Genomic DNA, 12,945 nt, shown 5'->3' on the forward strand with positions numbered 1-12,945 from the left:
CGAAGTGCGGGCCGCCCCCTGACGGGCACACCAAGCCCAAAGCCCCGTGACCGAGGTCTGCGGGGCATCGATGCAGCGTAGATGAAACGAGGCGGAATCCGCCTCAGCGACAGGTGCGGCAGGCCCAGTTGCTGACGTCGGGCCGGGCATCACTGACAAAGCCCGCCTGGTTCGGCATCTTGAGTGCGCTCAGGCGCGGGGCATCCAGCTCCGCATCGGCAGGCAGCACGCCGTTGGCGTTGAGGATCCAGGCCGTCAGCGCATACGCCTCGTCGGGCTTCAGGCTCTGCGGCGCGTTGTAGGGCATGGCGCGGCGGATGAAGTCGAACAAGGTCGTGGCATAGGGCCAGAAGTTGCCCACCGTCTTGAGCGGCGTGATCTTCTGATCGCTGAGCGACACGTTGCCACCCACCAAGGCATCGGCCGGCTTGCCCTGACCATGGTCGCCGTGGCATGCGGCGCATTTCTCGGCGTACAGTCGGGCCCCTTCGGCGACGCTGCCCTGGCCGCGAGGCAGACCGTTGCCCTTGGCGTCAATGTCGATGTCCCAGGCTGCGATGGCCGCCGGGCTGGCAACCGTGCCGAAGCCGTAGGGCGCGCCACCCGGCGTGCCCTGGGCCTGGACAGACGAGACGCCGCCCATGCCCACGGACAGCAGCAACGCACAGGTAAGTGCCAGCCGCCGCAGGGCCGGGCTGCAGGGCAGGGTGAAAGCGCGCTCAGGCATGGACATTCTTCAGACTCCCGTCGGCGGCCAGTTGCCAGCTCTGGATGGCGTTGTAGTGGTAGAGCGAGTTCAGGCCACGTGCAGCAATCAGTTGCTCGCGGGTGGGCTGCACATAGCCGGTCTCATCGATCACCCGGCTTTGCAGGATGGCCGGCAAGCCGTCCCAATGCCAGCCCAGGCTGAATCGCGTCAAGGCACGGTTGAGCACCGGCTCTTGCAACTGGGCCTCGCGCCACTGGCGCCCGCCGTCGACCGACACCTCCACCCGCTTGACACGGCCCAGACCGCTCCAAGCCAGGCCGCTGATCTCGTGGAAGCCGCGCTGGCGCAGCACCTGCCCAGGCGAGGGCCGGGTGATGACGGACTTGGCCTCCATCAGGAAGGTGAACTGGCGCGCCGTGCCATCGGGCAGCGAATCGGTGTACTTGGAGGTCTCTTCGCGGGTCTGGAAGGGCTCGGTGCCGATCTTGAGCCGGCGCAGCCACTTGATGCTCATGTTGCCTTCAAAGCCGGGCAGGAACAGGCGCAGCGGGTAGCCACTCTCGGGGCGCAGGCGCTCACCGTTCTGGGCATAGACCACCAGCGCGTCTTCAAACGCCTTTTGCACCGGGATGCTGCGCGACATGGCCGCTCCATCGGCCCCTTCAGCCAGGATCCAGCGCGCCTCGGGCGCAATGCCCACCTCGTCGAGCAACACGGACAACGGCACGCCTGTCCATTCACAACACGACAGCAGGCCATGGGACAGCTGCACATTGGCCGAAGTGGAGGTGCGCCATTCGGTGCCGGTGTTGCCTGAACACTCGAGGAAGTGGATGCGCGACACCGACGGGAAGCGCACCAGATCGTCCATGGTGAACACGCGGGGCCGCTTGGCCAAGCCGTGGATCACCAGGCGGTGCTGCTCCGGGTCGATCTGCGGAATGCCGGCGTGGTGGCGCTCGAACACCAGCCCGGTGGGGGTGATGATGCCAAACAGATCGGCCAGCGGCGTCATCGAGGAAGCCGCCCCCGGGAAAGGCGCATTGCCGCGGCTGCGGCGCACCACGTGGCGCTCGTGCTCGGAGGGCTGGCCATAGGGGTGCCACAGCACGGGCTCCCCGGGCTGGCGGCTCCAGTCGGGCACCGCCAATGGGCCGGTCTCGGCGGGCACGGCGCTTTGTACCGCAGTCTGCGCCATGATGGGCGCGGCGGCCACGGCACCCAGGGCAGCGGTGGCGCGGCGGAAGAAGGCACGGCGAGGGGCAGACCCAGCAGCGGCAGCCAGTTTGGGGGCTTGGGAGCTCAGCATGGCGTCAGACGGCAAATTGCCACTGGGAAGCGGCAGGGGCTTCTTGACGCAATGGGGCTTCGATCAGCTCGGCAGCCGGGTGGCCCGAGAACTCGTGCAACACCGACTCCTTGAGCTGGGTAAAAGCGTAGCTGACACGGTCGCGCGGGTGCGGCAAGGGCACAGGCAGCACCCGGCGGATGCGGCCGGGTCGGGGCTCCATCACCACCACCTTGTCCCCCAGGTAGACGGCCTCTTCCACATCGTGCGTCACCAGGATCATGGTGATGCCTTCCTGTTGCCAGATGCGGTGCAGCTCCTGCTGCAGGTGGGCCCGCGTGAGGGCATCGAGTGCGCCGAAAGGTTCGTCGAGCAGCAGGATGTCGGGCCGATTGACCAGCGCGCGCGCAATCGCCACGCGCTGCGACATGCCACCCGAGAGCTGGTGCGGGTAAGCGGTCTCAAAGCCGTTCAAACCAACCAGCTCAATATGCTCGTTGACAGCCAGGCGCTTCTGCCCTTCGGTCAGATCGGCATTGAGCAAGCCCAGGCCGATGTTGTCGCGCACATTGAGCCAGGGGAACAGGCGGTGCTCCTGGAACACGATGCCGCGGTTCAGGCTGGTGCCTTTGATGCGCTGGCCGTCAAGCAGGATCTGGCCCTGGTAGCCCTCCTCCAGCCCGATGATCAGGCGCAGTAGCGTGGACTTGCCGCAGCCGCTGGCGCCCACGATGCTGACGAACTCACCTGGGGTGATCGAAAGCGAGATGTCTTGCAACACCGGCAGGGCAGCGCCCTTGACCTCGTATTGCTTGCTGACGTTTTGCAGCGTCAGGGTTCCTGCATGTGCCATGGTGAATTGGTCCAGGAAAGTGAGAATGACAGGGGTTGTGCTGCACGTGGCAAGCTTCTTATTCGTACTGGGCCACCGAGCGCCCGCGCCAGGCCAGCAGGCGGTGCTCGAGTTGGCTGGCCAGCCAGTTCAGGGCAAAGCCCACCAGCCCGACCACGATGACGCCGAACAGCACCAGGTCCATCTTGAAGTGCTCGCGCCCATCGATCAGGGTGTTGCCAATGCCCTGGCCTGACACCAGCAGATACTCAGCGCCCAGGGTGGCCAGCCAGGCATAGATCAGACCAAGGTGGATGCCGGCGAACACCGAGGGCAGGGCCGAGGGCAGCACCACACGGCGCAGCATCTGCCAACGCGAGAATTCAAACACCCGGCCCACCTCGATCAACTCGGGCGCCACGCTGCGAATACCTTCGAAGGTATTGAGCACCACCGGAAAGAACGCGGCCAGCGACAGGAAAGCTACCTTGGCCGCATCGCCCAGCCCAAACCACACCGAGAGCAGCGGGATCCACGCAAACAGCGAGATCTGCTTGAGCGTGTGAAAGCTCGGGCCCAGCAGGCTCTCGAACAGGCGGGACAGGCCCAGCACGGTTCCGAAGATCAGGCCCGCGCTGGCGCCAATGGCAAAGCCCAGCAGATCGCGCCACAGGCTGGAGCGCAAGGCGCGCCAGAGTTCGCCACTCACGGTCTGCTCGACCGCGGTGTGCCAGACCTGGCTGACCGGCACCAGCAAGGGCGACTTGGACCAACCCAGCGACACCGCGAGCCACCACAGCAGCAGGAGCAGCAGCGGCAGCACCCAGCCGCGCAAGGCCCGGGGCAGGCCAGGCAAGCGCCGGCGCGCAGCCCCTGGGGAAACAGAAATGGACACGGGTTCAGACATGCGACGCCCTTGCATCAAAAGCCAACGCGGCGCCAGCGCAGCAGGCGCACCTCGACCAGGGCCAGCACTTTGTCGAGCGCAAAGCCCACCGCCCCCACAACGATCACCGCCGCCATCACCACATCAAGCTGAAACAACTGGCGGCCATAGACGATCATGAAACCCAGCCCCTCGGACGAGGCCAGCAGCTCCACCACCACCAGCGCCAGCCAGGCATGGGTGAGCCCGTAGCGGATGCCATTCCAGATCGGCGCGGCAGCGGCCGGGAACACCACCCGCGACAGGAGCTGCCAGCGCGTGAAGCCGAACACCCGTGCCACCTCGACATAGCGGTTGGGCACGTTTTCGATGCCCTTGGCGGTGTTGAGGGCCACCGGCACCAGCGCGGCCTTGGAAATGAGGATGATCTTGAGCGCCTCGTCAATGCCCACCAGCAGCATCAGCAGCGGCAGCCAGCCCAGTACCGGCACCTGGCTGAAGGCCTTGAACAAGGGGTAAACGTAGTCTTTGAAGCGCGACGACAGGCCCATGCCCACGCCCAGCAGCAAACCGGCCGAAGCGCCCACACCAAAGCCGAACAGCACCCGCTGAGCGCTGATCCAGAGGTTGTCGGCCATTTCGCCGCTGCGCACCAGCTCGACCAGGGTGGTGCCCACCTCCTCGGGCGAAGGCAGCACCTGGGGGGCGACCCAACCCTGCCGGGCGGCCACCCACCACAGCAAGAGCAGCAGCAAGGGCATAGGCCAGGGCAACAACCAGGGGCGCAGCGCCCTCCCAGCCCGTTGCAACAGCCGCAACAGTTGCAACTGCCCGCCGGGCAAGGCACCCGCAACAGTCGCCCCCTGGGACGGGGCAGCCTGGGCCAGCGCCCCATCGGGCAGCCGCAAGGTCTGGCTCATGATTGGCACTCCTGGAAAGAATCGTTGGACCGATCTGACCGGTGCGCGCAACAGCCTGCCTGAGCAGCTTCAGCAACGCCAGCTCAGCCTGTCTTGACACGGATCATGGTGGCGCCATTGTTCGTGCCCAGGCTGTGTTGAAAAACGAATATTTGCGACGCTTCTTATGCAGAAAACAAGACTCCCCGCGTGAGCGGGCAGTTCGGATGCAGAAGGATGAGCGCAGGATGGGCGCAAAGAAGGCTGTCAGGTCGTCAAAAACCATCCAGGGGCAGAACATTGGCCTCAGGCGCTATCCAGATCAGCGAGGCCGGCTCCTCGCAGGTGGCCGCCGCCGTGCCGCAAGGCGTCGAGATCGAGGTCTTCTGGATCTTCGACCACACTCACGAAGCCGAGGCACTGATCGCACGCCAGGGCTGCTGGATCCAGAGCCTGGCCCACCTCAAGGGCGAGAAGCTCGGCGTGCCCTTTGTCTCGACCAGCCATTTCCATGCGCTGGTAACCCTGCAGGACGCCGGCGTGAACATGCGCGACGTGAAGATCCTCAACCTGCGCCCCCGAGATCCTGGCCGCCAGGGAGCGTGGCGACATCGATGCCACCTTGGTCTGGGACCCTGTGTTGGCCAAGATCAAGCAAAACGGGAGCCTGATCACCTTCTCGGGCCAGATCGTGGCGAGGCCAGGCTGAGGCCCTGGAGGGGGCGCGTCTGAGCCGAAATCAGGCCTGCGGGCCGTGGCCCTGCGAGACAGACACCCGCTCGCCCCAGCGCTCATAGGGGGAATAGTTCCACACGGCGTGGTGCACCGTGGCCCAGTTGTCCCAGAACAGCAGCGTGCCCGCCTCCCAGTGCACGCGCACCTGAAAGGCCAGGTTGCGCTCGATGTGGCGGTACAGGGCCTGCAACACGGCCTGACTCTCATGGCGTGCCAGCGGCACGATGCCGGAGGGCAGGCGCCCGCTGTACCGAAGCCCCGACATCGAGGCCTTGACGCCCTGGGTGGCCCACCCGCTGGTGCGCACCCACCCCGAGAGCGGCCTGCGGGCCCTGTACCTCGATGAAAGCACCGAGGTCGAATTGGTGGGCTACGACCCGGTGGCAGGCGCCGCCCTGATCGCCCGCCTGCGCGAGCACCTGCTACAGGAGCGATTTGCCTACACCCATCGCTGGCAGGTAGGCGACATCGTCTACTGGGACAACCAGATCACGCTGCATGGACGCTCCGTGTTCGACCCCTCGGAGCGCCGGGTGCTCAAACGCATCAGTCTGTCAGGCAGCACGCCGTTCTGACGATGGGCAGGGACTGCCCGAGTCCGTGGTTGAAAGTGAACGAGGCTCGGCACCTGGAGCCTGGTCAGCGCTCCTCCGCATGCCCGGCGAACCAGGCCCCACGACTGATCGGGCCATTGCTTCTCACCACATCTCTGACGCTTGCCAGTGAACACTCAACCTGCTGGATATTGCACCTGGTCAACCGATCGTTTAGCAAAGGAAGGGCGACGCGGCCGTCACCGCAAATGGATAGGGCAAGGATGACAGGCCTCTGTGGCCTCAGCCGCCAGCGTGGCGTGGATGCGCTCATCAACCCGCGCCGCCAACACCCCGAGGTACTCGAGCAGTTGAAAGCCCTGTGGTGCCAATGGAGCAACACCCAGCGGCCGATCACCGACGAGGGCGTCACCCACGACGCGACACCGGACCTTCAGGCCGAACGCTACCCGCCCGACCCGGCGCAGCGGGTTCTGGCTTGTCCGATCAGGGGCTCAACGACGGCACAAGCAGAACGGGTCTGCCCCTTACCTTCGGTCATGTCCCAAGGTGGCGTAGGCCACAGGGTCCAAGGACTTCAAGCGCAGAGCCGCGCCCCATCCTGCGAGCCCTGCACAGGGCAACAAGGCGAGCAGAGCCCAAGACAAGGTCTGGCTGGCCCCTGTCAAGACTTGAAAGTTGGGCACTGCGAGAGCAAACACAAAGCTCAGACCCAGCAGGGCCGCGAGCGGCATCCAGAAAATTCGAAACCGGGTGAAAGCATGCGCATCGCGACGAAAAAACACGATCACCGCGATCGCTGTCGCCATCATCAACAGCAATAGGCACACGGTCGCGATGTTGCTGAGCCACGAGAAAAGGTGAAGAACGGGGTCGGCCTTGAACACAGCAAACAAGGCCACCACGATCAGGCACAGCACGGTCTGCAACAGCGAGGCCACATGGGGGCTTTTGTACTGTGGGTGGGTGCAGCCAAGGCGCCTGGGCAGCAGGCGTTCCCGACCCATCGAATAGAAATACCGGGCGGTAGAGTTGTGAAACGCGATCAATCCCGCATAGATGCTGATGATGAACATGCCGCGCAAGAGAACGGTCAATGAATGGCCCGCATAGGTGTCGGACAGCAGGTAGAGGAAATTGGTCGGATCACTCAGCCCGGTAATCGTCGCCTGCACGCGCTCGGAACCCGTGCCGATCACCAGGCACCACAGCGAAAACGAATAGAAGCACCCGACCAGTATCAGGGCCGAGTAGGTGGCAATCGGGATACTGCGTTTCGGATCCTTGGCCTCCTCGCTGTAGATGGTGGTGGCCTCAAAACCGATGAAGGCTGCGAAGCAAAACAGGATCCCGATCGAGGGATTCCCGGCACTGAGGGCCGCAGGCTGAAATGACGAAAACTCGATGCCATCGGCACCGCCACGGTTCAGAATCAGCACGTCCAACAGCAGCACAAATGCGTACTCGGCCACCACGAAGCAGGCCAGGATCTTGGCCGAAAAATCGATCTGGTGAAACCCGAAGTAGGCGACAGAGGCAATCGCCGCGATGGCGATCGCCCACCAAGGCACGCTGAGGTCGAACTGGGCACGCAATGACTCAGAAACCACCTCGCCGAGCAGGCCGTACAGCCCAAACTGCAAGGCCAAAGACCCCAGAATGGCGATGAATGCTGCAGCCCCGCCTGCCGAACCGCCAATCCCACGCGAGACCATGGCGTAGAAACCACCGGCGCTGGTGACGCAGGTGCCCATGGCGGTGTAGCCCGCAGCAAACATCAGCAGCAGCAGCAGGGCCAGGACCACCAGTGCGGGCGTTCCAGCGCCATTGCCCAACATCATCCCGATGGGAAAGCCACCGGCCACCACACTCAGCGGGCTGGCTGCGGAGATCACCAACAGCGTGATGAACCACGAACTCAGGGTTCCTGAGCGCAGGCCCGTGGCGTCATCGGGCAGGCGGGGCATCGAAGGGGTGCGTGAATCCATAGGTATTTTGATCAGCAAGTGAGGTCTGTTCGCGGGTGTCATGCGAACGATTCCGGTGTCGTTCACGCGTCCATTGGTCTGAGGGCTGACGCAAAGTCTAGGCCGACCTTCCTGGAGCCGATAGCCCAGATTGGCATGCGGGAACACCGGTCCAGGCACCAAAGGAGTGCAGCCAAAACGAAATTTCAAAACCCCTCACCAAAAGCGATCATTTCTCAAAACAAAACTTCAACAACACAAACTCAAATATTTTTCTATTTGTTTTGCTTTTTTATTTCATTGTGATAACTTTGCATTTCGCCATTCGTCAAAAGAAAGACGAATGACAACCCGTACTGCTTGGCCCATCAGCTCAAGCCAGTGTCTTCCAGGAAGATTGACAAAGGACTTGGAATGCTTGCTGCACTCAAGAAATGGGCCGTGTTGGGCCTGTTGCTCGCCACCACCACGGCATGGACTGAATCGGCCGTGGCGCAAACGAATTGGCCTGCGCGGCCGGTGAAAATCATGGTGCCCTATCCCCCCGGCACTGGCCCGGATGTGATGGCCCGATTGGTCGCTGAAGGGCTGGCCAAAGAGCTGAACACCAGCTTCATCGTGGACAACAAGCCGGGTGCCAACGCCATCATCGGCACTGATGCGGTGGTGAAAGCCCCTGCCGACGGCTACACGTTCTTGCTGCTGGATCGCCTGACCTTGTCGGTCAACCCGCTGCTTTATCAACCGCTGCCGTTTGATGTCCGCAAAGACCTGGTCTCCGTCAGCAACATTGCCGATGTGAACCTGTATCTGGTCACCAGCGCTCAGTTGCCGGTGACCGATTTCGCCTCGTTTCTTCAGTACGTGAAGGCCAACCCAGGCAAGGTCACCTTTGGCACGGGAGGGGTGGGCAGCATCATGCATCTGAACATGGAACTGCTTCAGGCCCGGACCGGGATGGAGTTTCTGCACGTACCGTACAAGGCCCTTGCGGAGGTCATCCCGGCGATGCTGGGAGGCCAAGTGCAAGTGACTTCGGGCGGGGTCGAGGCACTGCTGCCCCATGTCGAAAAGGGCACGTTGAAATTGCTCGCGGTGGGCGCGCCTAAAAGAGCACCCATCACACCCCAGGTCCCCACCATCCTCGAAGCTGGCGGCGCCGACATGCTGCTCTCCACCTCTTACACCCTCCACGCCAAAGCGGGCACGCCGCCCGAAATACTGGCCAAGGTGAATGCCAGCCTGTTCAAAGTGCTGGGCAGCCCTGAATTGCAAGCCTGGACCGCCAAACGGGGGCTTCATGCGGCGGCATCAAAGCCGGCTGAATTGGACGCGCAGATTGCCCACGATTCAGAACGTGTCGGCAAGCTCATCCGCGAACGCGGCATCCGGGTGCAGTGAGCACAGTGTCGCGCCCACCGCAATCAACCCGCCCAAACCGCCCCCTAACCCACCCGACCTGTGCGCCATGCTGCAGGTCACATCACCTACCGGAGCCCTCCCTGTGTCATCTACCCGACAAGCCGAACACCCCATCCATCCACTGTTCACCCAACGCTGGTCACCGCGGGCCTTCACCGGTGAACCGATCACAGAAGAGCAGTTGCTGACGCTGCTTGAAGCAGCGCGTTGGGCACCGTCGGCCTACAACGCTCAGCCCTGGCGTTGGATCCATGTGCGCCGCGACACACCACACTGGCGCCCCATTCTCGAATCGCTGGTGGAGTTCAATCAGGGCTGGGCGCAGCACGCGGCAGCGCTTCTGGTGTTGGTGTCCGCCAAGCAGGCGGTGTTTCCAGGAAAGCCCGCGGCGGCGCCCAACGCCTGGCACTCATTCGACTGCGGCGCAGCTTGGGCCAGCCTGGCCTTTCAGGCCACCTTGTCCGGTTTGGCCAGCCACGCCATGGCGGGCTTTGATGAACCACGTCTGCGCGCTGCCATTCAACTGCCTGAGACCCACGCCATCGAAACCGTGATTGCGGTCGGGAAACCCGGACGCCAGGATCGCTTGCCCGAAGCGCTGCTCGCCCGCGAAAGTCCGAATGAACGCCTGCCGCTGGCAGACGTGGCCTTCGAGGGCCATTTCCAGAGCAAAGGCTGAAAGGTGTGGCGCCTCAGGCAGCAATCAAGCCGCTGAAATATGTGCCGTGATGCTCGCAGCCGCCCCGACGACCAGATTTGCAAGAAATTCTTCGTTGAAGGCTGCAAAGCGCTCGCTGGGGCCCACCAGGGTGATGCTGCCCAAAATGCGCTGCTTCTCATCAAAGATCGGCGCGGCCAGGCCTGTCTTTTCAGGATCGAGTTCACCCACGCTGATGCAGAACCCCTGTTTGCGGATCTGCAGCATGGTCTTGGAGAAGACCTTCCAGTCGCCTCCAATGCGCTGCACGCCAGGGTGATCGGTGTGGGCATCGAATATCTTGCGCAATTGGCGCGGCAACAGGTAGGCCAGGATCACCCGGGATGTGGCACTGCGAAACAGATCCATGGGTCGCCCGCGCCCAAAGTTCAGTGGATCGACGCTGGCCCCGGGCTGGTGATAAATTGAAATCACGGTCGAGCCATACAGCTCGCTGATCAGCACGCTGAGCCCGGTCTGCTCCACCAGGTGCTGAGTCAGATCGCGGCTGCTGGACAACAGCGGGTGGTACTCGGTCATCAGGCGATCCAGCTCGATCACTCTCGGACCCAGAGCGTAGCCACGGGGCAGACGCACCAGCAGACCGACGTCGCTCAACTCACGCACATAGCGGTAGGCGCTGGCCGGTGCATAGCCCAACTGGGAGCAGATCAACTCCACATCAATCACGGCCTGCTCGGGCTTGAACAGGCTCAAAACATCCAACATGCGTCGAAGGCTATTCATCAATTTATCGTTCTGTGGGAGGGTTGAAGGTCAGATCGACAAGCGTAATCGAACTGCAGTCGAAGCCCGAGACAAAACGCCAAAGAAGGCGCAACGGCCCCCTGCCTGACCCAGGCCCCCGACTTCAGACATGTTGCCGCTATTGGGCCACGATGCGATCCGTCAATCGGGCGGCGGCCCGCACGACCAGATCACACAAAAAGGTTTCCTGAAAGGCCTGAAAGCGCTCACTGCGCCCCACCAGGGTGATGCTGCCTAGCACCCTGCCCTTTTCATCGAACACCGGTGCGGCGACACCGGTGCGATCCGGGTGAAGCTCCCCCCGGCTCAGACAATATCCCTTTTTGCGGATGTCCAGCAGGCTGCGGGAGAAGTCCTTCCAGGCCAGCCCCAAGTGCAGCAATTGGGCACTTTCAGCATGCAGATCGTAGATCCGCCGTATCTGGCGCGGCAGCAGGTAAGCCAGCACGACGCGCGAGGTGGCGCTGTGGAAAAGGTCGATCGGCAAGCCCCGCCCACCGCCTACCGGTCCGGCATCGCTGCCCCGTTGAAGCAGCACATTGATGACAGAGTGACCATGGAACTCGCTGATCAGGGCGTCCAGCCCCGTCTGGGTGACCAAGTCGTCGACCAGGTCGCGACCCCATTGCAGCATGGGGTCATAGGCTGTCATCTGATGCTCCAGCGCGATGATGCGCGGCCCCAAGGCGTAGCCACGAGGCAAGCGCACCAACAAACCCACAGCACCCAATTCACGCAGGTACCGGTAGGCACTGGCTGGGGTATAGCCCAGCTCACGGCAGATGACATCGATGTCGATCACCGACTGGTCAGGCCTGAACAGGCCCAAGACATCCAGCATCCGGCGCAAGCTGTTCATGGTGGGTTCGGGAAGGCTAAGAATGAGAACGCATTGGCAGGACAGTCCAGCGCTGCCAACGATATCGAAGTACCTGAACAGTCGGAACCATTGAACAGCAATCGGACAAGGCCGTCCGATATATTGCAGTATTTTGCCTATTGGATTCTATCGCACAATAAAGTGTTATTTTATTGCCATATTAATACATTTATTTTCATCAATGAAGAACTCATGGACGAGTGATCGCACCAAACGAAAGTACTGTGCTGGACAGTGTCGATTCATGAAAACGGTGCCCGACAGACAGGACAGTCTCTCATTCGACCGCCATATGGCTTTGCCGTACAACGTCGACAATCAGGCCTCGTTCGCTGCGCATCAGGCGCTCGAAATCTGCCCCCACGATCAGCTGAGGCTCGATGCCCCGTGACTGCAGCATCTGCTGAAAAGGCTCGCCATCGGTCACCTTGCGGATGGCTTGCTGCAGCCGATCAACCTCGCTCTGCCGCAGACCAGCCGGCGCCAGCAACCCCAACCATGAGCTCAGGGCCAGGCCCTTCATGGCCGGCAGTTCAGACAGTGCAGGCACCTGGGGCATCACACCGATCCGCTGCGCAGAAGTCACGGCCAAAGCTTTGATTCGGCCGTCTTGCACGTGCTGCTGCACCAAAGCCACGGGCAGGATCGCCAGGTCCAGTTGCCCGCCCACCACATCGGTCACGACCTGGGGCGCCGCCTTGTAGGGAACATGCACCCAATCAAGGCCTGTGCGCAGATGGATCAGCTCACCCGAGATGTGCAACAAGGAGCCGCGACCATCGGTGCCGAAGTTCAACACCCCGGGGTGGGCGCGCGCCCAGCGGATCAGCCCCTCCAGCGAGTCTGCCGGCAAGCCCAGGCGCCCCACCACGGCAAAGGGCATCTGACCCACCACGGCCAAGGCCCGGAAGTCGCGAAAGCTGTCATAGCGCACCGCACTGGGGGTGAGCACAGGAGCCACATTGAGCGGGCTGCTGACCGCGAAAAGCAGCGTCTGACCATCGGCAGCGGCATGGGCGACCTTTTGCGTCCCGAGGGTGCCGAAGGCGCCTGTGACGTTCTCGATCACCCAGGTCTGTCCCAGCAACTGGGCCAGGGGCGCAGACAACTGACGGGCGACCCCATCGATGGCGCCCCCCGGTGCAAAAGGAACGATCACGGTGACCGGCTTGCCCGACACCGATTGCGCCATCAAGGGGCTCACCCCAGCCACCCCTGCAAGACCCAGACTCTTCAAGCAAAGCCGCTTGCTCAGCAACATACTGCCCTTTCAGGGCCGATTCAAGGCCCAAGCGTTATGGAAACCCG

Annotated in this window: 13 protein-coding genes and 1 pseudogene; 4 read left to right on the forward strand and 10 right to left on the reverse strand. The window is 62.8% G+C overall.

Annotated features, from left to right (window positions below; translation table 11 throughout):
• Nucleotides 1–103: 103 nt before the first annotated feature.
• From AC07PT_RS26820 to AC07PT_RS26840, 5 genes are all read right to left on the reverse strand, one after another.
• The gene (locus tag AC07PT_RS26820; protein ID WP_494658750.1) at nucleotides 104–643 is read right to left on the reverse strand and encodes a c-type cytochrome; all 540 of its coding nucleotides are present in this window, start codon (nucleotides 641–643) and stop codon (nucleotides 104–106) included.
• Between the two features lie 76 nt (nucleotides 644–719).
• Nucleotides 720–2,018 (reverse strand): sulfite dehydrogenase, encoded by a 1,299-nt coding sequence (soxC, locus tag AC07PT_RS26825; protein ID WP_494658727.1) that lies wholly within the window; start codon nucleotides 2,016–2,018, stop codon nucleotides 720–722.
• Between the two features lie 4 nt (nucleotides 2,019–2,022).
• Nucleotides 2,023–2,850: an ABC transporter ATP-binding protein gene (locus AC07PT_RS26830; protein WP_494658728.1), complete on the reverse strand. Its 828-nt coding sequence runs from the start codon at nucleotides 2,848–2,850 to the stop codon at nucleotides 2,023–2,025.
• A gap of 58 nt (nucleotides 2,851–2,908) precedes the next feature.
• Nucleotides 2,909–3,736 (reverse strand): ABC transporter permease, encoded by an 828-nt coding sequence (locus tag AC07PT_RS26835; protein WP_494658729.1) that lies wholly within the window; start codon nucleotides 3,734–3,736, stop codon nucleotides 2,909–2,911.
• 14 nt (nucleotides 3,737–3,750) lie between these two features.
• A complete protein-coding gene (locus tag AC07PT_RS26840) occupies nucleotides 3,751–4,635 on the reverse strand; it encodes an ABC transporter permease (protein ID WP_494658730.1) in 885 nt (294 codons plus the stop codon).
• A gap of 273 nt (nucleotides 4,636–4,908) precedes the next feature.
• Here AC07PT_RS26840 and AC07PT_RS26845 point away from each other — a divergent pair.
• Nucleotides 4,909–5,320: pseudogene (locus tag AC07PT_RS26845) on the forward strand (ABC transporter substrate-binding protein); the annotation flags it as partial.
• Nucleotides 5,321–5,353: 33 nt separating this feature from the next.
• Here AC07PT_RS26845 and AC07PT_RS26850 read toward each other — a convergent pair.
• Nucleotides 5,354–5,614, reverse strand: coding sequence for a TauD/TfdA dioxygenase family protein (locus AC07PT_RS26850; protein WP_494658731.1), 261 nt, complete (start codon nucleotides 5,612–5,614; stop codon nucleotides 5,354–5,356).
• Nucleotides 5,615–5,621: 7 nt separating this feature from the next.
• Here AC07PT_RS26850 and AC07PT_RS26855 point away from each other — a divergent pair, with 7 nt between their 5' ends.
• On the forward strand, nucleotides 5,622–5,924 hold the full coding sequence (locus AC07PT_RS26855; RefSeq protein ID WP_494658732.1) for a TauD/TfdA dioxygenase family protein: 303 nt from the start codon (nucleotides 5,622–5,624) through the stop codon (nucleotides 5,922–5,924).
• Nucleotides 5,925–6,430: 506 nt separating this feature from the next.
• Here the strand turns inward: AC07PT_RS26855 and AC07PT_RS26860 are convergent.
• The gene (locus tag AC07PT_RS26860) at nucleotides 6,431–7,891 is read right to left on the reverse strand and encodes an APC family permease (RefSeq protein WP_492349748.1); all 1,461 of its coding nucleotides are present in this window, start codon (nucleotides 7,889–7,891) and stop codon (nucleotides 6,431–6,433) included.
• Nucleotides 7,892–8,230: 339 nt separating this feature from the next.
• Between AC07PT_RS26860 and AC07PT_RS26865 the strand changes: the two genes are divergently transcribed.
• Nucleotides 8,231–9,271, forward strand: coding sequence for a Bug family tripartite tricarboxylate transporter substrate binding protein (locus tag AC07PT_RS26865; protein ID WP_492349747.1), 1,041 nt, complete (start codon nucleotides 8,231–8,233; stop codon nucleotides 9,269–9,271).
• Nucleotides 9,272–9,374: 103 nt separating this feature from the next.
• The gene (locus AC07PT_RS26870) at nucleotides 9,375–9,971 is read left to right on the forward strand and encodes a nitroreductase family protein (RefSeq protein WP_492349746.1); all 597 of its coding nucleotides are present in this window, start codon (nucleotides 9,375–9,377) and stop codon (nucleotides 9,969–9,971) included.
• Between the two features lie 24 nt (nucleotides 9,972–9,995).
• On the opposite strand, the gene AC07PT_RS26875 is transcribed toward AC07PT_RS26870, so the two are convergent.
• The 3 genes from AC07PT_RS26875 to AC07PT_RS26885 form a co-directional block, all read right to left on the reverse strand.
• Entirely contained in the window at nucleotides 9,996–10,736 is a 741-nt protein-coding gene (locus AC07PT_RS26875; protein WP_492349745.1) for an IclR family transcriptional regulator, read from the reverse strand.
• A gap of 139 nt (nucleotides 10,737–10,875) precedes the next feature.
• Nucleotides 10,876–11,616 carry an IclR family transcriptional regulator gene (locus AC07PT_RS26880; protein WP_492349744.1) on the reverse strand — a complete coding sequence of 247 codons (741 nt, stop codon included), beginning with the start codon at nucleotides 11,614–11,616 and terminating at the stop codon, nucleotides 10,876–10,878.
• Between the two features lie 298 nt (nucleotides 11,617–11,914).
• Nucleotides 11,915–12,841: a Bug family tripartite tricarboxylate transporter substrate binding protein gene (locus AC07PT_RS26885; RefSeq protein WP_494658733.1), complete on the reverse strand. Its 927-nt coding sequence runs from the start codon at nucleotides 12,839–12,841 to the stop codon at nucleotides 11,915–11,917.
• Between the last annotated feature and the right edge of the window lie 104 nt (nucleotides 12,842–12,945).

The organism is Curvibacter sp. GW821-FHT09D12, from assembly GCF_059416245.1.